Origin of the sequence: Robinsoniella sp. KNHs210, from assembly GCF_000686105.1 — a bacterium.
GTDB lineage: Bacteria > Bacillota > Clostridia > Lachnospirales > Lachnospiraceae > Robinsoniella > Robinsoniella peoriensis.
Map to the genome: position 1 here is coordinate 1,846,685 of NZ_JMLZ01000002.1, position 22,162 is coordinate 1,868,846.

17 protein-coding genes are annotated in these 22,162 nt (G+C 41.5%); 4 read left to right on the forward strand and 13 right to left on the reverse strand.

The genetic code is table 11. The annotated features are described in order from the left end of the window. Positions 1-9 precede the first annotated feature (9 nt). Complete coding sequence (locus CD03_RS0115120) at positions 10-2,598, reverse strand: HlyD family efflux transporter periplasmic adaptor subunit (RefSeq protein ID WP_197041664.1); 2,589 nt, start codon at positions 2,596-2,598, stop codon at positions 10-12. 300 nt (positions 2,599-2,898) lie between these two features. On the opposite strand from CD03_RS0115120, the gene CD03_RS0115125 reads away from it, so the two are divergent. Next, positions 2,899-3,522 carry a flavin reductase gene (locus CD03_RS0115125; protein ID WP_027294374.1) on the forward strand — a complete coding sequence of 208 codons (624 nt, stop codon included), beginning with the start codon at positions 2,899-2,901 and terminating at the stop codon, positions 3,520-3,522. 142 nt (positions 3,523-3,664) lie between these two features. On the opposite strand, the gene CD03_RS0115130 is transcribed toward CD03_RS0115125, so the two are convergent. Both CD03_RS0115130 and CD03_RS0115140 read right to left on the reverse strand, forming a co-directional pair. Then, the gene (locus CD03_RS0115130) at positions 3,665-4,051 is read right to left on the reverse strand and encodes a DUF3783 domain-containing protein (RefSeq protein WP_027294375.1); all 387 of its coding nucleotides are present in this window, start codon (positions 4,049-4,051) and stop codon (positions 3,665-3,667) included. A gap of 284 nt (positions 4,052-4,335) precedes the next feature. Then, the gene (locus CD03_RS0115140) at positions 4,336-6,426 is read right to left on the reverse strand and encodes an elongation factor G (protein WP_027294376.1); all 2,091 of its coding nucleotides are present in this window, start codon (positions 6,424-6,426) and stop codon (positions 4,336-4,338) included. Positions 6,427-6,654: 228 nt separating this feature from the next. Here CD03_RS0115140 and aroF point away from each other — a divergent pair, with 228 nt between their 5' ends. The 3 genes from aroF to aroA are packed head-to-tail and all read left to right on the forward strand — an operon-like array spanning position 6,655 to position 10,085. Beyond that, entirely contained in the window at positions 6,655-7,671 is a 1,017-nt protein-coding gene (gene aroF, locus CD03_RS0115145) for a 3-deoxy-7-phosphoheptulonate synthase (RefSeq protein ID WP_027294377.1), read from the forward strand. After that, positions 7,668-8,765, forward strand: coding sequence for a prephenate dehydrogenase (locus CD03_RS0115150; RefSeq protein ID WP_027294378.1), 1,098 nt, complete (start codon positions 7,668-7,670; stop codon positions 8,763-8,765). Before aroF ends, CD03_RS0115150 begins: the two co-directional genes overlap by 4 nt. A gap of 42 nt (positions 8,766-8,807) precedes the next feature. Continuing rightward, positions 8,808-10,085, forward strand: a complete 1,278-nt coding sequence (gene aroA, locus CD03_RS0115155) for a 3-phosphoshikimate 1-carboxyvinyltransferase (RefSeq protein WP_027294379.1) — start codon at positions 8,808-8,810, stop codon at positions 10,083-10,085. Between the two features lie 119 nt (positions 10,086-10,204). Here aroA and CD03_RS0115160 read toward each other — a convergent pair whose 3' ends face one another. The 10 genes from CD03_RS0115160 to CD03_RS0115205 form a co-directional block, all read right to left on the reverse strand. Next, on the reverse strand, positions 10,205-10,867 hold the full coding sequence (locus CD03_RS0115160) for a DUF1638 domain-containing protein (protein WP_027294380.1): 663 nt from the start codon (positions 10,865-10,867) through the stop codon (positions 10,205-10,207). Between the two features lie 27 nt (positions 10,868-10,894). Further along, entirely contained in the window at positions 10,895-11,704 is an 810-nt protein-coding gene (locus tag CD03_RS0115165) for a methyltetrahydrofolate cobalamin methyltransferase (RefSeq protein WP_027294381.1), read from the reverse strand. Positions 11,705-11,715: 11 nt separating this feature from the next. Then, positions 11,716-12,357: a cobalamin B12-binding domain-containing protein gene (locus CD03_RS0115170; RefSeq protein ID WP_027294382.1), complete on the reverse strand. Its 642-nt coding sequence runs from the start codon at positions 12,355-12,357 to the stop codon at positions 11,716-11,718. A 58-nt stretch (positions 12,358-12,415) separates the two neighbouring features. Continuing rightward, the gene (locus tag CD03_RS0115175; protein ID WP_027294383.1) at positions 12,416-13,780 is read right to left on the reverse strand and encodes a uroporphyrinogen decarboxylase; all 1,365 of its coding nucleotides are present in this window, start codon (positions 13,778-13,780) and stop codon (positions 12,416-12,418) included. Between the two features lie 496 nt (positions 13,781-14,276). Beyond that, entirely contained in the window at positions 14,277-14,699 is a 423-nt protein-coding gene (locus CD03_RS0115180) for an acyl-CoA thioesterase (RefSeq protein ID WP_027294384.1), read from the reverse strand. Between the two features lie 31 nt (positions 14,700-14,730). Continuing rightward, complete coding sequence (locus CD03_RS0115185; RefSeq protein ID WP_242849098.1) at positions 14,731-16,689, reverse strand: EAL domain-containing protein; 1,959 nt, start codon at positions 16,687-16,689, stop codon at positions 14,731-14,733. A 203-nt stretch (positions 16,690-16,892) separates the two neighbouring features. Beyond that, on the reverse strand, positions 16,893-17,918 hold the full coding sequence (queA, locus tag CD03_RS0115190; protein WP_027294386.1) for a tRNA preQ1(34) S-adenosylmethionine ribosyltransferase-isomerase QueA: 1,026 nt from the start codon (positions 17,916-17,918) through the stop codon (positions 16,893-16,895). Positions 17,919-18,066: 148 nt separating this feature from the next. Beyond that, positions 18,067-18,798, reverse strand: coding sequence for an SIR2 family NAD-dependent protein deacylase (locus CD03_RS0115195; RefSeq protein ID WP_027294387.1), 732 nt, complete (start codon positions 18,796-18,798; stop codon positions 18,067-18,069). Positions 18,799-19,003: 205 nt separating this feature from the next. Further along, a complete protein-coding gene (locus tag CD03_RS0115200) occupies positions 19,004-20,398 on the reverse strand; it encodes an MATE family efflux transporter (RefSeq protein ID WP_027294388.1) in 1,395 nt (464 codons plus the stop codon). Between the two features lie 466 nt (positions 20,399-20,864). Continuing rightward, positions 20,865-22,067, reverse strand: coding sequence for a class I SAM-dependent rRNA methyltransferase (locus CD03_RS0115205; protein ID WP_027294389.1), 1,203 nt, complete (start codon positions 22,065-22,067; stop codon positions 20,865-20,867). Between the last annotated feature and the right edge of the window lie 95 nt (positions 22,068-22,162).

The window sequence follows — 22,162 nt, forward strand, 5'->3', positions numbered from 1 at the left end:
GCCGTCACCTCACTGTCCGCCCGGTGCCTTCATCTGGCCCGAACTTCCACTTGGTCCTCCGCCTCCGGATGGCATTTCATCGCCAAAACCTCCGGACGGCATTTCACCACCCTGCATACCTCCCATGAATCCACCCTCTGAATTAGAGGAGGAAGATCCTGTTTTATTGTAGTAGACGGTATCTCCTTCACTCAGTCCGCTTACTACCTCCACATTTGTTCCGTCTGACAATCCTGTTTCAATCTCTGTTTCACCGGATAATGCCCCTTCTTCGTCTTCGCTGGTATAGACAAATACTTTATTTCCCCGTTCCTGAAGGGCATTCATCGGTATCAGCAGAATATTTTCTTTATTCTCAATTGTAATAGTTGCTGACGCATTCATTCCGATGCGCATTGACGCATCTTTTGGTATAGTGATCTGTACCGGATATTTTGTTACTCCGCCGCTTGAGCTGGCTGAGTTGGAAATCTTAGTTACGCTGCCTTTGAATGTCTGATCTTCGATGGCATCAAAGGTAATCTCCGCTTCCTGATCCAGACTTACCGATAAGATGTCTAATTCATCTACATTTACGGTAAGAATTACGTTGTCCTGGGGCGATACCGTCATTATGGAAACATTCGAACCAGATGATGCGGTGGAAGTTGTGTCGTCTGAACTGGATTTACTTTCTGTGGAACTGTTTTCGCTTACAGTTGTCTGTGCTGCATTTCCACTGCCGCTTCCACTATTCCCGGAACCACTGTTGTTATTCCCATTTGTATTATTTGTTAAGTTACCATTTGTTAGATTATCCGAATTTTCACTGCTCTTTCCATTGGTCTCCTGTCCGTTGTTTTTGTCCGTATTTTTCTGTGACTCAGACTGCTTATTGCTGTCCTTTTCATTCTTCGTATCTGACTCTGTCTGAGGCTGTGTTTCTTTTGGTTCTGTTGACGGCTGAGGATTTGTCTCTGTTTCCTTTCCCCCGGAAGTTTCCGTTACCGGGTCTGTCTGTGTATCTGTCGGCTTCTCTGTAGCCTCTTCTGCCGTAGCCGGAAAAGCAACGGAAAACGTTAGAATACTATTATCTGCGCTTAAGGTTATTCCGGAAATGACACCTCCGCTTAACTGTGGTGCAATACCGGCAGCAAATTGATATCCTTCCTTTGCCGTCAGCGTAATTGCCGCCGTATAGGTAGTGGCAGGCTGAAAGACACTGTCTGAAGGATTCCATACTATGCTTCCGGCATAACTTTGTGTTTCCTGCAGTATGTTCTGAGGTGAAGCCCCTTTTACAGGCGCTGTGATATCCGGTGTGCATTCCGAAATCTCCGTTTTATTTTGCTCTGTCTCTGTGTAAATAGAGATCTGTGTTTGTGCCGGCTCCTTTGTGGACTCCGATGTGTTTACGGCTGTCACAGCTGTTCCGACTATCTTGGCTGTTCCGACTGTCTTGGCTGTTCCGACTGTCTCTTTTTTAACGGAAGCAGTCACGAAGACTGGCTGGCTGCCTGAGTTTGAGGAATAGGATGCTCCTGTCATTCCATTCGAGGAATTGGAACTCCCCGTGGAATTGCTGCCGGAAGTACTGCTATTGGAAGAACTGCTGCCCGCCGTTACATTTACCGTCTGGACGATTCCATCAAAATCAGCTGTAATGGTTGGGTTTGCAGACAGATTCATTAACTCCTGCAGTGACTGTGCCAGCTCTTCCCTGGCTGCCAGCAGTTCCTGGTAAGTTCCCAGTGACGCACTTTCTTTTAATTCAATCAGGGTCTCGTCTGCATCTACCGATTCATTCAGCGAAACATCTACGGAACTTACTGTTCCTGCAGTACCTGTAATTGCCAGCTGCTGATGAATATAAAGCTTCCCTGTTCCCAGTTCCTTTCCATCAGAATCCTTAACCGAAACTGTATCATTCAATTCGGGTCCGTAATCGGTCAGGGTAATTACACCGGTCTTCCCGGAAACACTTTCGACGGTTCCTGTTTTCTCTGTACCGCTGGATAGCGTTACAGTTACACTGTCTCCTGCTGCAATGCCGGACACATTTTCCAGTTTCAGTGCCATCTTTCCATCCAGTGAAAGCAATATCAGTGCCCCGTTTTCTAACATTACATCTGTTATTTTATCACCTGATGCGGCATAAATTTTTTTGACACGGCCACTGACACTGGTAGTAATGGTATCTGCATCTGAATCTTCTTTTGCTTCATTAATTTCTTTATCCAGTTTTGCAATTTCTTCCTGTGTATCTTCGATTTTCGTTAACAGTGACGCCTGATTGATTACAGCCAGTTCATCGCCTTTACTTACACTGTCACCACTTTCCACTTTCACTTCATCTATGACAAGCCCGGAAGGTATTTCAATTCCACTTGCTGTATCCGCTTCTAAAGTTCCGGTACCGACAATGGTATTGGAAATATTTCCTTTCTCCACTGTTGCCGTCTGTGACTTTTGGACCGCCGCTTCTACCGGCATTCTTTTTCTGGTCATGAAAAATGCAGTACCGCCAGCTCCGATTATACAGACTCCCAGGATGATCAATATCCATTTCCGCTTTTTCTTGTCTTTCCAGATTTTCATTTTTTTGTTTTTCTGTTTCATTACCATATTTCCCTCCATTTGCGATCTCTTCATCTGTCTTAATTTTTCTTAAAATCTTATGCAACTAGAATAATCGATAAATGTGTTGAATCCATGGATGATAAATGGTAGTTTTGTGATGGTAACCCAAATTAACCTGAAATAATTCAATATTAGTAATAATTATTGTTATTGACATTTGGAAATTTATGCTATATAATACGAATATAGGAATACAAAAACATTTTCCGTGGAAAGATATGATATAGCAATAGCTGTAAATTCTGATCACCGAATTACATTAAGAAAGGGAATTTTACAATGAATACAAAAGCTTTTTTTAAACTCAGTTATGGTGTATATATCGTTTCCGCCAATTATGAAAATAAAGACGGCGGCTGTGTGATTAACACTCTGGCCCAGGTGACTTCCTCACCTGCAAGACTATCTATCGCCTTAAATAAGAATAACGAAACCCTGCGTCTGATCGAGGGTGCCGGATCTTTCTCTGCTGTCGTACTTTCCGAAGAGGTAGATATGGAACTCATTAAAACCTTTGGTTTCCAGTCTGGCAGGGACGCCGAGAAATTTGAACAGGCATCTTATGAGCGTGACTTAAACGGAAACCCCTACCCCACAGAGGGTATTGCAGCAAGGTTTTCCTGTAAAGTAACAGACAGACTGGACGTTGATACCCATGTGATTTTAATTGGAGAAGTTACAGAAGCTGATATCCCTTCTGATTCCCAGGTTCTGACTTATGCCGATTATCATAGCAAAAAGAAAGGTACTACTCCTAAAAATGCTCCTTCCTATCAGGAAAGTCAGACAAAGGGCTTCCGCTGCAGTGTCTGTGGATATATATTAGAAGCAGACGAACTTCCGGAAGATTTTATATGTCCGGTATGTGGAAAGGATGCATCTTATTTTGAAAAAATAGATTGAATTTATTAGCTTACGGCGGAATTGTAATGTCATCCGCAGGCACTACAATTCCTATACTATATATGGTACCTCCTATTTACATAAAAAACAGCCCCCTTCCTGATTTTTGCGGGCTGTTTTTTATTGGTTTAACTAATATGCCTTATGGATTTCGCCTGGTCATTGTTTCATGCTCCTTATGCAGTTCTAAATAAAGCTGCAGGGAATTCCAGGAACGGTTGAACTCTGTAATGATTGCTTTCAGGTCGATACGCTCTACTCCTTCCTGTCGAAACCTGGCTAAAAGGGCATCTACCTGGCTGCTGTTTAAATGCATCACCATCATCTCATCCGGAAATCCACCTCCGGTGTATTTTCTTTCTTCTTTTTGAAATCCCGGAATTCCTGCCAGCAGACCTATGGGCTGGTAGTATTCTTCTAATGGAATATCTTTGGCTTCAATGCCCATCTTTTTCAGAACTGCTTTGACTTTCTCTCCTTTTGGCGTATCTTTTAATCCATATAATAATACACATGTACTGCTTTTCATTTTTACTCTCCTATAATTCTCTTTTCCTTGCTTAGGGTGCTGACACCAGATATGATTTCATCTGCCCCCCCTGGGCGTTTTTGATTCCGTAACCTGGCTGCTTCACTTCAGCCAATATATAAGGTATCATTTCATTATTGGCATAAATATATACAACAATATCTAGAAATCCTGTTTTAGAAAACAGCTGCACCAGCTATTCTGTATCCTGTATATTTACAGGACAGGTATATCTCTAATTGCAAAAAGGGGGCAAAATTTCTGCCCCCTTTTCCTATTCCAATTTATTCTTCATTTGTATTTACTTTACTTGCTCTGGCTTCAACTTCTTTTGCCTGAATATCAGATGGTGCCTGCTCATAACGTGCGAATTCATATGAGAAGGTTCCGCTTCCGCCTGTCATTGAGCGAAGTGCTGTGGAATATCCATAAAGTTCTGTCATAGGTATGTCGGCTTCAATAACCTGGTTCCCCTTAGAATCCGGGTTCATTCCAAGTACACGGCCGCGGCGCTTATTCATATCGCCCATAACGTCACCCGTATACTTATCCGGAACAATTACTTTCAATGATGCAATTGGCTCCAGAAGTACCGGGGAAGCTTCCATAAAGCCCTTCTTGAATGCCTGCACTGCTGCTGTCTTAAATGCCATTTCAGAAGAATCTACCGGATGGTAAGATCCATCATAGAGTACCGCTTTCACACCCACAACCGGATATGCTGCTAACGGGCCTTTCTGCATAGAATCCTGAACTCCCTTTTCTACTGCCGGGTAGTAATTCTTTGGTACGGCACCGCCCACTACGACCTGTTCAAACACATATGGCGTTTCCAGATCACCCGATGGCTCAAAACGCATTTTAACATGACCATACTGTCCATGTCCGCCGGACTGTTTCTTATATTTAGATTCAACATCGGAACTCTTACGGATAGTTTCTCTAAATGCAACCTTTGGTTTATCCAGGTCAATTTCAATTTTATATTTACTTAACAGCTTGCTCTGGATAATATCCAAATGCTGGTCTCCCATTCCATAGAGCAGAGACTGTCGGTTTTCACCATCATTTATTGCTTTCATGGTCAGGTCTTCATGCATCATCTTCGTCAATGCCTGTGAGATCTTATCTTCATCGCCTTTGTTCTTTGCCTTATATCTCTTATATGTATAAGGAATGGACAGATCCATCTTGCCAAACTGGATTGGAGTTGTCTTTGTAGACAGCGTATCACCGGTACGTGCATGGGACAGTTTTCCGATTGCCCCGATATCCCCGGCATGCAATTCCGTAACTTCAATTGGCTTACTTCCTTCAAATACATACAGTTTATTAATCTTCTCTTCTAAATCTTTATCATAATTAAACAGAGTATCATCATTCTTAATAACGCCGGAGCATACCTTTATCAAAGAATATTTTCCAATAAACGGATCTACAATTGTCTTGAAAATGTATGCAGATTTTGCCTTGGCGAAATCGTAATTCGCTTCGAAGATCTCTTTGGTCTTCATATTAATTCCAGCAAAATTTCTTTTATCCGGACTTGGGAAATATTGTACGATGTCATCCAGAAGATTAGCGACACCCTGGATATTTACCGGGGAACCCATAGATACCGGAACAATGGAACCGTCGGAAACATTTACGGTCAGCGCTGCCATAATTTCATGAACAGAAAATTCTTCTCCGCTAAAATAGCGGTCCATGAAATCTTCGCTTGTCTCTGCAACAGCCTCTAATAAGATTTCTCTGTATTTCTCCAGATATTCTAATGAATATTCAGGAGTCTCACAATCAACCTTCTGACCTTTATCCACCCATTTCCTGCTCGCTTTGCGAACAACATTTACATATCCTACAAATTTTTCATTTTCACGTATAGGCAGATGGATTGGCGCAATCTTTTTTCCGTACAAATCGGTAAGCTGTTCTACTACTTCACGGTAGCTGGCATTATCCAGATCCATGTTCGTTACAAAGAACATTCTGGGTAGCTTATACTTCTCACAGAGATCCCATGCCTTCTGTGTACCTACTTCCACACCGCTTTTACCGTTAATAACAATCACCGCCGCATCTGCTGCTGCAGCTGCCTCTTCCGCTTCACCTACAAAATCAAAGTATCCGGGGGTATCTAAAACATTCACTTTGACATCATTCCAAATAATCGGTACAACGGATGTGCTGATTGAGAATTTTCTTCTGATCTCTTCTTTATCAAAATCACTTACGGTATTGCCTTCTGTTACGCTGCCTAATCTGCTGGTAATTCCTGATAAATAAGCCATTGCTTCTACTAAGCTGGTCTTACCTGCTCCACCATGCCCTAAGACAACTACGTTGCGAATCCTGTCTGATGTGTACACTTTCATATTAAATTCCTCCAATACTAGTTATTTGCGAATGACACTGCTGTCATCCCTTGTTTAGTCTATGGATATATTTTACTAAAATTGTCACAATATTTCAAGTATTTTATTCACTTTTAACAAATATTTTTTTAACCCCAAATTTTCGCCGCGTTAAAGCGTCAAAGTATTGACAGAAGAGCTTTTCAATAGTAGAATAACAGGAGCTAAACATAGAAGGAGAATAAAATTATGATTATTGTAATGAAACCTCACGCACCCCAGGAAAATATTGACCACGTGGTGCAGTTAATAAAATCCAAAGGATTAGAAACCCATTTGTCACAGGGCCAGGAAGTAACGATTATCGGTGTAGTTGGAGACAAAACTAAACTATCCAACCAGAATCTGGAAATCGCTCCCGGTGTTGATAAGATTGTTCCTGTAACAGAAACGTACAAATTATCCAACAAAAAATTTCATCCGGAACCCAGCGTAATTAAAGTAGGCAATACAGAGATCGGACCAAATAACTTAACAATCATGGCTGGTCCCTGCGCGGTTGAATCTGAGGAACAGCTTCTTTTAATCGCCCACGCTGTTAAAAAAGCAGGCGCAACATTTGTTCGCGGCGGTGCATACAAGCCACGTACCTCCCCATACTCATTCCAGGGACTGGAAGAAGAAGGACTCCGTTACATGCAAACCGCAAGGGAGGAAACAGGGCTTAACACTATTTGTGAAGTAATCAGTGAAAAAGCTATCGAAGCTGCTGCCAGGTATGTGGATATGATCCAGATAGGTGCCAGAAATATGCAGAACTTCCAGCTTCTGAAAGAAGCAGGGCGTTCCGGACTTCCGGTATTATTAAAACGTGGTCTTGCTGCAACAATTGATGAATGGTTAAATGCCGCGGAATATATTATCGCGGAGGGGAATCCAAATGTGGTTCTCTGCGAGCGAGGAATCCGTACCTTCGAAACTGCCACCAGGAATACGCTGGATATCAGTGCTGTCCCTGTAATTAAATCCAAGTCCCATCTGCCAATCATCGTTGATCCAAGCCACGCTACCGGAGTAAGAGCCTATGTAGCACCATTGGCTAAATGTGCAATCGCTGCCGGAGCAGACGGACTGATGATCGAAGTACATAACAATCCTGCCTGCGCGCTCTCCGACGGACCGCAGTCACTGACCTTTGAACAGTTCGATGGACTTTCTGACGAACTGATACCATTTGCAAAACTTGCAGAAAGGACATTTAAATGAATGATGTAACCGTTGGCTTTATCGGCCTTGGACTCATTGGCGGGTCGATTGCTAAAGCCATCCGCTATTTTTACCCGGAAACGAAAATAATCGCCCATACCAGAAGTCAGTCAACCATTGACTATGCTCTGGCTGAAGGCATTATTGATGCTGCCTGCGAAGGAATTACACAGGAGTTTGGCAGCTGCGACTATATATTTTTATGCGCACCGGTTGAATCCAATGCCGCTTATCTTTGTCAGTTAAAGGATTTCATAAAAAAAGACTGCATTCTGACAGATGTAGGCAGCACTAAGACCGATATCCACGAGAAAGTCATTGCCCTTGATATGGAAGATAATTTCATAGGAGGGCACCCCATGGCGGGCAGTGAAAAGACAGGGATTCGAAATGCTAAGCGTCATTTAATTGAGAATGCATATTACATCCTTACTCCATCAGCTACTGTCCCTGCAGAAATGGTACAAAAGTATAAAACATTTGTATCAGCATTAAAAGCAATACCCCTTGTGTTAAATTATGAAGAACATGATTTTGCTACAGCTGCCATCAGCCACCTGCCCCATATCATCGCTTCCACTCTGGTAAATCTGGTAAAAGATTCTGATACGGGGAATGAAACCATGAAAACAATTGCAGCCGGAGGCTTTAAAGATATTACCAGAATTGCTTCTTCTTCTGCAGAAATGTGGGAACAGATCTGCATGACAAACAGCGGTAATATCCTGACTGTTCTAAACCGCTATATTGATAGTCTGAACCAGGTAAAAACTGCTTTAACTGAAAAAGATAACCAGGATATCTATCAATTATTTGACAGCTCCAGGGAATACAGGGATTCTATCTCGGACTCTTCCAGCGGTCCTCTGAAAAAGGTTCATATGCTTTACTGTGATATGGTAGACGAAGCCGGCGGGATCGCTGCTCTTGCAACCATTCTTGCCACCAATGGCATCAGTATTAAGAATATCGGGATCGTACACAACCGTGAATTCGAAGAAGGTGTCCTGCGGGTAGAATTTTATGAAGAAAACGCATTGAAAAAGGCCGTAGATTTATTAAGAAAATACCGCTATACCATTTATGAGCGATAGGATTTTACTTTTCTAAACGGATGATTTACATATGGAGGTTTTATGGAATTCACAAAAACAAAAGCTTTAAAAGGAGAAATCACAGTTCCCGGTGACAAATCCATCTCACATCGTGCCGTTATGTTCGGCGCACTCTCCTTAGGAACTACAGAAGTGAGAAATTTTCTGCAGGGAGCTGACTGCCTTTCTACGATCAGCTGTTTTAAAAAGCTGGGTGTTGATATTGAAAATACCCCGGACTGCATCCGCATACATGGAAAAGGGCTCCATGGACTGACAGCTCCAGCTGATACCCTGGATACCGGTAACAGCGGTACAACTACACGTATGATATCCGGTATTCTGTCCGGACAGTCATTTGAAAGTATCTTAAACGGTGACGAATCGATCCAGAAGCGTCCCATGAAGCGGATTATTGATCCGTTATCCATGATGGGGGCTGAGCTTATCAGCATCCGGGATAACGGCTGTGCTCCTCTTCGGATCATTGGAAAGCATCTGCACGGGATACATTATACTTCACCCGTGGCTTCTGCCCAGGTAAAATCGGCCGTTCTCCTTGCCGGACTATATGCCGATACACCTACCAGCGTTACAGAACCATTCGTTTCCCGTAACCACTCAGAAATTATGCTGAATTATTTCGGTGGAAATGTTACCTGTAAAGGAACTACTGCAACCATCCTGCCAAATCCCGTGTTAAAGGGACAAAGCGTATCCGTTCCCGGAGATATTTCATCCGCTGCGTATTTTATTGCAGCAGGATTGATTGTACCTGGTTCTGAAATACTGATTAAAAATGTGGGAATAAATCCTACCAGAGATGGTCTCCTCCATGTCTGCCGGGAAATGGGCGCAGATTTAACACTGTTAAATGAAAATTGTGACAACGGCGAACCTACTGCAGATATCCTAGTCCGTCACAGCAGCCTGAAAGGCATTACGGTGGGCGGTTCCATGATACCTACACTTATTGATGAACTTCCCGTGGTAGCCGTTCTGGCTTGTTTTGCCAAAGGCACAACTGTTATTAAAGATGCTCAGGAATTAAAAGTGAAAGAATCTAACCGCATTGACGTAATGGTGAATAACCTGGCCTCCATGGGCGCAGATATACAGGCAACGGAAGACGGTATGGTTATAAAAGGCGGAACCGGGCTTCACGGCAGTATAATAAAAAGCCATAAAGACCATCGTATTGCAATGTCATTTGCAATTGCTGCCCTGGCAAGCAGCGGCACGACGCATATTGAAGATGCGGACTGTGTAAATATCAGTTATCCTGGATTTTACCAGGATCTTGCAAGATTAAATAACTGAGTTTCGTTTTCCAGGCACGCATCTATGAACTTATCCGTGACCGGCACGAAGGAAATGTAAAAAGACGGTATCTGCGTAAATGCGGATACCGCCTTTTTGTAAGTCCTGTGGCGCAAGTCCTATTTCAACCACAAATCCCGATATTCAATAATTGCATTCGGGGCGACTGTAAGAAATTGTCCTGCTGGCCAGGGGCCTTCCAATAATTTCACCAGATAATCCACAGATGCACTCAGTTTTTCCTGTTCTAATTCAAGTGTAGCTGCTATTTCTTTTGTTTCTTCCATCAGCTTCTCAATGGGATAGCATCCGGTATCCAGTATACCAAGCCTTTTGTAATGCTTTAAGATTTCTCTGTAAAGTGATTTTGTCCTTCTTACCCCGTATTTCTTCTGGGCATACTGATATTCTGCCCATATATTCTGTTCTCCGTTCAGCCATCCTTTGCTGAGAAAATATGTTCCCTTTTGTCTGGCTATCTCCTCTCTTCGCTGAACCGATCCCAGTAAAAGGGTAATACAGTCATCTACTCTTGGAATAATAACTTCAAAGTTTCCTGCTTTTAAGTTCTGCACGGAATTCCCGCAAAATCCCATCGCCACAAGCACTCTTTCGGCATCTGTAATTTTACTGAATATTTCCTGTAACCGTGCTCTTAATCTATCCGGAGTATTGTGAAGTCCCGACTCAACCCAGATGATCGGATAAGATAATCCGGTTTTTTGGAGGGCGGTTTCCAGTTCATCCTGAAGGGTTTTACAACCTATAATTGTAGTTTTCATAACTTTTCGAAACGCCTCCTTCTCTGCTTACTTGTCTTTTATTGGTCCAATTCTCCCAGCCCGGTACGCTTTATTATACTTCCGGCAGAACCGATCCTGATTAAGCAGGGCTTCTGCAGCTAAAATCGTTGCATAAGTATCCCGGTTTGTCGGGTCTACAATTGCAGAATCCATTCCTGCAGATAATGCCAGTGCAAGGAAATTCTGATTTACTATTTTCCGGTAAGGCATCCCATAGGATATATTGGATAAACCTGAAGTTATTTTTACTGTTGGATATTTTTCTTTAATATTTCGGATTGCTTCCATAAAATTTAACATAGAGTCATTTACTGCGGAAAGCGCCAATACCAGCGGATCAATATAGATACGTTCCGGTGCGATGTTATAAGCAGACGCTTTTTCAATTAATTCGAATGCGATCTCCGTCTTACGTTTCGCATCTGCCGGAATGCCTTTATTATCACAGGTTAACGCAACCACTTCCCAATCATTATCCTTTAATAATGGGAAAATAACTTCACATTTATCTCCTTCTCCGGAAACAGAGTTAATAATCCCACTCTTTTTAGCCAGAGGCATCACTTCCTTAAGAATCTGAGGATTCGGACTGTCGATACAAAGAGGGGTATCTACGGTATCCTGAACAATCTTCATGAGCCAGGTCAGATCATCTAACTCCTTCTCCGGAGCTCCGCCTGCACACACATCCAGAAAATCGGCCCCTGCTTCCGTTTGGCGGATTGCCAGATTACGTATAAATTCTTCATCCCTGGCTGCTATTGCTTTCGCAGTAGAGGGTATAGCACCGTTAATTTTTTCTCCGATAATTATCATATATTCACCACCTATGCTGCACTGCCGGACCATTCACGACAAGTTCTAATTGTATCTGCCGGATTAATTGCCCAGGCATCTGCACCTACCAGTTCACATACTTTATCTGTAACCGGTGCTCCGCCGATTACGATCTTAACATCTTCTCTCAATCCTGCCTCTTTAAATGCTTCGATTGTGGCTTTCATAGAATCAATTGCCAGTGTAAGAACACCGCTCAGTCCGATAATATGAATGCCTTCCTCTTTTGCTTTTTTTACAATTTCTGCTGCCGGAACATCAATCCCCATATCCACAACATCAAAGCCGCTTGCTTCCAACATGGCTTTTACAATATTTTTGCCGATGTCGTGGAGATCTCCTTCCACGGTACATAAAATCATTTTCCCTACTTTCTCACTGGACTGCGACAAAAGTGCAGGACGTATAATATCCATGGCTTCTGTCATTAACTCACCGGAAAAAATCAGATCAGATACAAAATACTCCTGGCTTGCAAAGCGTTCGCCAACAATGTTCATACCTTCCTGGCACGCTTTCATTGCCTCACCAGCCTGAGAACCGCCGTCCTCCATTACCTTCTCCAGCATCTCTAATACATCATCTTCCTCCAGATCACCCATTGCATCCTTCAATTTATCAAAATCAGCCATAAAAAATCCTCCTATCCATCCGCAATATTTATTTCGTTTGTTTTATATTCCCGCAATTTTATTCACATAAGAAATACAGATATTTTATAATATCGTTTTCCAGATTCATAACAACTTCTCTGGCACTTTCCGGTGTCTCCGGATTTAATTCCCGATACTGCTCCCAGGTTCTGTAATACTTACTCTGAAGAGGTGCCACTTCTGAGTGCGTATAATCTTCTTTATTAAACTGCATGCCTGCAGTCTCACCCGCATTTTTGTATACCCCATAATCCCGTACAGTCTCGCAGACAGCAATCAGATTCTCAAGGTTAATATCGTTATATGTTAATGCTCCCTTGTCAAACTGGAAGATAAATTTACCATCCGGCATCATGATATCCAGGAATTCTTTTGTATAGTCAATGCATTCCTGTTTGGTAGCCGTTCTGAGCATTCCCAGAGGAAATAGACCGGCAAGTATATGCTTCTTACCAAGTTTTTCTTTTACCAGCTTCGCATCACCCATCTCGAATGTCAGGTATGTATCGGTAGGCATTTCATAGAGATAATCCAGGTAACGCATCCAATCATGCTCGCAAAATGCATTTATGTGAAGTCCAAGGGATGCATAGTCATTTGCCTGGCGAAGGAATGGTTCCCACCACAATTTTTCAAAATCTTTTTCTTTCATATAAGTCGCCAGATGCAGTGGGAAGAATACCTGTCCGTAATTACTGATCTTCTTAGGAATACCGACCATATAATTAAACGGATATACTGCTTCCACCGCAGCTGCGATTTTATCACGTTTCCTGCGAAGATCCATACACATGCCGCTTAAGCTTCTCATATTGTCAGTCAGAATATCAAGCGGTGCATAACACATGCCTTTCGTTGCAGGATCTGCCGCGTAAAAGCCGTATTTCTGAGTCAGAGCTCCGATAATGGCGCCATTTTTCATCATATACTGATTTCTTGCGGTCATCCCCTGATTTAATGCAAACATCGCTCTGACCGGGTCTTTTTCAAAATCCAGTGCACTATAATTTCTGGGTAGAATCTTCTCAATCAGACAATCCAATGGATTCTCAATAAAATCATCATATTCTTCCGGCAATAGACCTACTGTGTTGGGATGCTGCATAAGCCCGGCTTTATTCATTTTAAAGTTATTCGATTCAAGCGCCTGATAAGAATCCGGCATACGGATCGTACCGCCGAAAACACAGATATCGGATGGCACTTTCTGGCACAATTCATCTGCAGCCTGCATCAGAATCTCCGGATGCCATGCTGCTTCTTTTCCATCCACTCCCGCATATCCCGCAACAACTTCCAGCGTCAGACTTACATTAATCGGTACACGTTTTGGAATCTTGTTATCAAATACATCCTGAAATATCCGGGTTCTCTCCTGCCTTAATTGTTCAACATCACCCATTAATAATACCTCCTTTAAATTGATCCGTTTTTAGTTTCCACTAACCCTGCAAATCTTATAAAAGTATTAAAAAAAAGACACCCCGCTGTGCCATTTTCCTTTTACTCATACTTTTCTGTTAGTGATTATCACTTATTTTTCAAATCACCACCCATTTCATTTCGGTATTTTGTATATAATTATTCTATCACTCGCTTTAAATTGTGTCAAGTTATATATTATTTTAAATATTTTGCAAAAAATCTGTTATTATATTAACAATTATATTAAATTATTCCTCCTTATTCAAATTGCACCTCTTCAACACAGTCATTTTTAAAGTTTTCGACCTATTTTGACTATTTCATTACTGCAAAAATCCGGTATTTTCCATATTTCCATGAGCATTATTGCAGTTGAAAATCTTCCAACCCCAAAATCTGCTTCTTCACAGACAATATAAAAAATACCGGACTTATGATATGTATCAAAAAGCTGTCCCTTACTTATAATTTTATCAATCCCTGCATAAGATCTCCCGAAACATCTGATCAAAAACAGGATTACTTTTTTTCAAGGATAAAAGCTTTCCCTCTTTCGAAAGAAAGCAATGCTCACTTTCTCCGTTGCAGCGGATTTCTTTCGTCTCTTTATCCCGTACTATGTATGACAGTGTCATTTTAATGCCATTATATTTTTTTAACCTGGCCTCAATTAATACGATGTCGTTAAAATGTACCATCGTTCTGTATTGGCATTTCACAGATAGTACAGGGCTTATAATCCCCGCATCTTCCATTGCCTGATATCCAAGCCCCGTCTGTTCCATCAGGTCAATTCTTGCTTCTTCAAACCAGCGGATATAATTGGAATGATGGATAATCCCCATCTGATCTGTTTCATAATACTGAGCTTTATGCTCATAGCTTTTAAAATTCATCAACTGTCCTGCTCTCCTGTCATTTACTGCTTCATTTGTCTGCCTGTAATAATTTCAGCATGTCATCTCCCGGCATAGGTCGTGCATATAAGAAGCCCTGAATATAGTCAATACCGGATTCTTTTATAAACTGATCCTGCTCCGGCGTCTCTACGCCTTCCGCCAGTACCTTTAAATCCATGTCGTGAAAAATGCCTGTCATACTGCGCAGCATCCCTGCTGATTTCGGTACTGTCATAGAAGACCATACCAGACTTTTATCAATTTTAATTACATCCAGAGGCGTTTCCATGACCGATACAATATTTGAATATCCTGTCCCAAAATCATCTAGTCCCATCATTACGCCATGCTTATGCATCTCCTCCGCAAATCCGATTACTAACTGTGCACTTTCAGCCAGAACACTTTCTGTTATTTCAATCTTAATTTTTGAATATGGCGTGTGATGCTCTTCAATAATATTCAAAACCTTTTCAGCCAGGTCAATCTGGGTAAACTGTACTGTTGAGAAATTCACATGAATTCCATCCAGTTCAATACCCTGTTCCAGCAAACGATTTATATAACGGCATACTTTTGCCAGAATCTGATAGGTCATCTCAATAATCATTCCTGTCTCTTCTGCAATAGGTATAAACTCATCCGGATAAACCGCACCAATGGGTGAGCTGGGAATTCGCAAGAGGGATTCCGCCAGGACAAATTTATTGGTTCTGGTATCTACTATTGGCTGATAGTACACATCAAAATCATTGTTTTCTAATTTTGCTTTCAGGATCTCAGCGATTTGGATTCTGCGTCTTAATTCCCGCATCATTTCCTGTCCACAATAACAGACTGCCTTTGTCCGGTCCTGCTTTGCCTTAGAAACTGCATATTCAATTCCATTAATCAGACCTTCCACACTATCCGCCGTTTGGGGATAACTCACAATTCCCATAGCAGACTGGATTATACAGCTATATTCTTTTACCGTCCAGGGAATAGTCATTCTCTCCTTAAGGGTATCGATGATGTGATAAATCTTTTCCTTCTCTGTGTTTTTTTCCAAAATGGCGAATTCGTCACCGCTAAACCGGAACAAATACTGTTTTTCAATAATCGTATGCAGATATGCGCTGACTGCTTTTAAAAATGCATCACCGCTCTGCTGTCCAAAGGTATCATTAATTTGCTTAAAACCACGCAGAGACAATACGATAATCGTAAACGATGTTTTTTCATTCTTCCGGATCATCAGCTCCAGCATTTTCAAAAATTCCTGCCGGTTTGGTATATCCGTGAGATAATCAAAAGATATCTGCTTATTTTGCAGATAAAGGTAAATCAGCAGCAAAGCACTGGTTGCTGCAGATCCAGACAGCAATATATTAGGAAATAACTGCTGAATTACAATAACAATCATAGCTATAAACGGAAAGATCGCCAATATCCGGCGTATTTTTTTCTCTATCCAGGAATGCTTAATCAGTACAATAACCATAGCCGCAAGGGAATATATGTAGAATACCAGATAGGTGGTAATTATAAGCGGTCCCTGCGTATAAGTGCCGTCCGGCATTATATTAAACAGTAATTTACACGGCAGGTTAGCAATCGCCAGAAGCAGATATAATATGCCTGGTATACTTGACCAACCAATCACTTTCGAAATGCCCTTGTGATTTTCATATACTGTGGCTGTAGTATAGAAAAAATAAGCCATTCCCATTAATGGAGTTGAAATAAAATAAATGATTGTCACTGCCCAGGAAAACTGATATGGGACATACTGGGGAAATGCTAACGCTGCCGTAGATAATATATTCGAAACCATAGCACAAAACGTCGCCAAAAAGCAGCATTGAAATAAACGATTCTTCAAGGATGGAATCAAATCCCCTTTTCTTGCATAAGACCAGATGATAACGAGAAAAACTACGGAAATACATTCCGCTGCCACATTCCACCTCAAAACTTCACCTTCTTCCTCTTTATCATCTAACAAGTATTCCTGGGTATTTGTCTTCCATGAACTGTTGTCTGTATTTTATAATTATTAATGATTATAACCGATATTTGGAAAGAATTCAATCTAAACTACATCACTGATATTTCAACTTTTTTCCACTAAAAAGCAACTCCATAATTGAATATTTTCTTAATGCCTTTGGCTGTCATATCTGTATCATATCTGTATCATATCTGCGGTCATACTATAAACATGGCATCCCCAAAAGAAAAAAACCGATATCTTTCTTTCACTGCCGTCTCATAAGCATTCATAATATTCTCTTTCCCTGCAAGTGCAGAAACCAGCATCAAAAGAGTGGATTCCGGCAAATGAAAATTCGTGATCAGATGATCTATCATTTTAAACTGATATCCTGGGTAGATGAAAATCTCTGTCCATCCGCTTCCCGCTTTTAAGATGCCATTTTCATCCGTGGCTGATTCCAGAGTTCGGCAGCTGGTAGTCCCAACAGAGATAACTTTCCCGCCGTTTTTCTTTGTATCATTGATCAATTTTGCCTGATCTTCTTCTACAATGTAGAACTCGGAGTGCATATGGTGTTCCGTCACATCTTCTACTTTAACAGGCCGGAAAGTTCCAAGTCCAACATGAAGTGTAACGTGAGCTATTTTAATCCCTTTCCTTTGTATCTCTTCCAAAAGTTCCGGTGTAAAGTGCAGTCCTGCTGTAGGGGCTGCTGCAGATCCGTCATGTTTTGCATAGACTGTCTGGTAACGGTTTTTATCTTTCAATTGATGTGTAATATACGGAGGAAGCGGCATCTGGCCCAACTGATCCAGGATTTCTTCAAAGACCCCTTCATAAGAAAACTGAATCAAACGATTGCCTTCTTCAACCACATCGATGACTTCACCCATTAATAATCCTTCGCCAAATGATATCTTTGTACCTGGTTTTGCCTTTTTTCCCGGTTTGACTAAAGTCTCCCAAATATTATTTTCTTTCCGTTTGAGTAAAAGTACCTCAATCTTTGCGTCTGTTCCCACTTTCGTCCCAAAAAGACGTGCCGGAATTACTTTTGTATCATTTACTACCAGACAGTCCCCGGGATTTAAGTATGCAGCGATGTCCTTGAAAATTTGATGGCGGATTTCGCCGGTTTCTCTATCTAATACTAAAAGTCTGGAACTGGAACGGTCTTCCAATGGATCCTGAGCAATTAATTCCTGAGGTAAATCAAAATAAAAATCTGAAGTTTTCATGTGCAGCTCTCCTATGTTTTCTGATTATGTATGGTTTTTCTTAAACTTTCTATAGTATAGCATCGTTCTATCCACCTTTCAAGAGCGTATAAAAAGGCCTTAGCAAAATATGCCAAAGCCTGTTCTTATCCCTGCTTACTACATCATACTAATATCCTAACAGAGGCAATACTTTTCTTGGTTCTTCAATGATTACCAGATCTGCTTTTGTATCTGTATAGTGTTCCTGATCGTGGATGATGACAAGGTTACTGCCTTCAAAATATTTAATATAATTGACAAATACTTCAGATGTAAGCGTTGTTCCCAGCAAAAGCAATACGTCTGCTTTTTCGATTTCCTCCGTTGTTTTCGTCATCAGCCTACTGTCCACCATTTCACCAAACAAGGAAACCATGGGGCGTATGGGAATCTTGCAAGTCTCACAGATCGGCATACCTTTGGCATTTAACATATAATCCAGGGTGTACTCTTTTTTACAGCGCGGACATTGGTTATGATAAATGCTCCCATGAAGGTTGATGATATTTTTGCATCCCATCTGCCTGCTGTGCTCGTAGATATTTGCGGTGATGATGCACTGGAGTTTTCCTGCCTGTTCCATGGCTGCCAGCGCAGGACCGGATTCTGTAATTACCGGCGGATTCTGCAACATTTCATGAATATAAAAATCAAAAAACTGTTCCGGTCTGGTACTGTAAAAAGCACTTGAGAAGATTTCTTCCGGTGATGCATCATACTTCTGTTCAATCTCATATGCCCGCAAAGGTTTTTTTACACCCGTGTACCCTCCTTCTTCCATCATCCCTGATCCGCATAATGCTACCGTATACCGGCTTTCTTCCAGTATTTTTTTCAAATGCTCAATCTTGGTCATAATCGGTACCTCCTTCCTCTTTTATATCAGGCATTACAGACTCACTGTATTAAGATGCCGCCTGATGTTATTCTGTTAAAATAATTATACAATTATTTTATATAAAATACCATTGATACTATATTAATTTCAAATCCAAATTATTTCCAATTTCTTAAAGAAGGTGGGTTTTCACCTAATCATGACCATCTTATCCATCAATTTACACTTACATAACTGTCTGTGTGCTTATTTGCTGACCCAGCTTTTTCATTTGAATCGCTATAAGCGTAAAACAAATCAGAAACGTAAGCAGATCTGCAATTGGACCGGACCACAGCACGCCATCTAATCCGATTGCAGATGTTAAAAGGACTGCCGACAATATTTTAAACACTAACTGATATGACAGGGAAATAGCCGCTGCCTGAGCCGGTTTTCCAATCGCCTGGAAAAATACACCGGTTATTGTCTGAAACCCAAAGAAAATATAGAACAGGAAATACGTCTGGAAAAATTTCTTAGAAAACTCCATATATAATTTATGCTCTGTATTTCCAAATAACTGAATTATGGGCTCCGGGAAAAATACGAACAGTGCCGTAGCTGCCACCGATGTGACAGTCCCGATTATAATTGCCATGTGATATGTCTTTTTTACACGTGCATAATTTTTTGCACCATAGTTATAGCCTGCAATTGGCTGCATACCTATTCCAATACCCAGAAGCACCGTAAATAAAATTTCCTGAACTTTCATGGAAATTCCATACGCCGTCAGGGGAATTTCGCTTCCATATACCGTTGCCGCACCATAATGGACAATTAAATTATTATTCACAACCATGACCATGGAAAATGCCAGCTGGTCTATAAAGCTTGAAATGCCTAGCCCGCATATTTCACGTACCGTCTGAAACCGTAATTTTAAAATTTCCTTTGTAATTTTAATGCAGCGAAACTTCCGCAGATAACAGACAGATAAGATAAATGAGATCATCTGACCGATAAATGTAGACCAGGCAGCTCCTTTTATCCCCCATCCAAAGCCAAAAATAAATACCGGATCCAGACATCCGTTAACCAATGCCCCAATGATCATGGACGCCATTGCATATTTGGGACTCCCATCTGCGCGAATGACCGAATTTAAAGACGTACTGACCATAATAAAAGGAAGCCCCATTACTATGATGTATCCATAATCCTTAGCATAAGGCATCAGCGTATCCGTTGCTCCAAATCCTCTGAGAATCGGCTCTAAAAACAGCATACCCACAGCCATTGCCAGAACACTGACGGATGTAATCAACAGAATCGCATTGCCCACACCCTTTGCTGCATCCTCTTTTTCGCCTGCTCCCAAACGGAGGCTAAAGTACGCTGCTGTTCCATCTCCAATGAGCAGCGATAGTGCAAGGGTCACCAGCGTTATGAGAAGAACCACATTTGCGGCTCCATTTCCCAGATAACCAACTCCTCTTCCTATAAAAATCTGATCTACAATATTGTACAGGGCATTTACCAGCATCGCCGCAACACTGGGGATTGCAAATTTCGCAATCAACTTGCCGATAGACCCTGTTCCTAATATATTTTCTTCTTGATTTGATTGATGTTCCATCTTTTCTTCCTCCTGCACGGTGCTTTACTATGCCCGCAATTCCATTCTTTCATATTTTTGCCCACAAAAAGAAGGCCGCCTGAGACCGCCTTCTATCCGGAAATATTTTTCCAAACAAAAGGCTGCAGACAAAACATCGTCCACAGCCTCTTGCCGCATGCATCTGTCACCGGAAAATGGTACACAAAAAAGAAGTATAGCATCCTACACTTTTGCCCATTTCCGATGAAACCAAGCATCTGCTTATCTATTATCAGGCTTTGCACAACGTTTCATCGTTCTGTTTTGTCCAAAGCCTTCTCTTCTTCTCATTACATTACTTAAAATGCATATCATAAGAACATTCCTTTTCCTGACTAATTTAATGTGCTTTTACACTTCATTTATTATATTGCAGTACTTAGTCTATGTCAACATAAATTCAGACTGCCCAGCAATTATATGATTCAGGCTTCACAGCAATTCCCTACTTTTCGTCACAAACCTGAAAGATATAAAATTTCAGATAATATGATTCCTGTGCTGCCCAGAGTATCGGATGATCTGCTGCCTGTGTCCTGTATTCCACCTGCCGAAGCCTTTTATGTACATTGCCTGCCGCTTCACGGATTGTCTTGGCAAATAGTTCCGGATCCATAAAATGGGAGCAGGAACAGGTAGCCAGGTAGCCGCCGTCTTTTACCAGCTTCATTCCTCTGAGATTGATCTCCCGATAACCTTTTACCGCATTTTTAATAGAATTCCTGGACTTTGTAAATGCCGGCGGATCCAGTATGACAACGTCAAATTTTTCACCGTTTTTCTCAAGTTCCGGAAGCAGTTCGAATACATCCTGACAAAGGAAGCAGACACGTTCTTCCAAACCATTTAAAGCAGCATTTTCTTTTGCCTGTAACACCGCAAGTTCGGATGCGTCTACCCCCAGGACCTCTGATGCTCCTGCCACTCCCGCATTTAGCGCAAAGGAGCCGGTATGGGTAAAGCAATCCAGAACTTTTTTGCCTTTACACAGTTTTTGGATTGCAAGGCGGTTATACTTCTGATCCAGGAAAAATCCTGTCTTCTGTCCGTCTTCCACATCTACGATATATTTTACTCCATTTTCTACAATCTCCACCTTAGTATCAAAAGGATCTGAAAGAAAGCCCTTCGTTCTTTCAAGGCCTTCCTGAAGGCGCACTTTTGCATCACTTCTCTCATAAATACCACGAATATCTATGCCATCCTCTTTCAGAACTTTCTTCAGCAAATCCAGTATCTTTACTTTTAAACGGTCAATGCCCAGTGCCAGTGACTCCACTACAAGAACATCCGCAAATTTATCCACAACGAGTCCCGGAAAAAAATCTGCTTCTCCGAAAATGAGCCTGCAGCTTGATGTATCCACAGTTGCCTTACGATACTCCCAGGCATCTCTCACACGCATCTCCAAAAATGCATCATCAATCTGTGTATCTTTCTTTCTGGACATCATTCGGATTGTAATTTTTGATCTGGTATTCAAAAATCCACGTCCAAGAAAATATCCGTCAAAATCTTCTACACAGACGATATCCCCATTGATAAAATCTCCCTCAATCCGGTCAATTTCATTATCAAAAATCCACATTCCTCCGGATTTCAATAAGCGGCCTTCGCCTTTTTTTATTCTCACAACTGTCTGTTCCATTTTGTTGTTCCTCTCCATTAACTTTCTAATTTAACTCCGGACTACAAAACAGTCCCATGAAGTCAGCAGCATTTTATAAAACATACTCTTGTGCT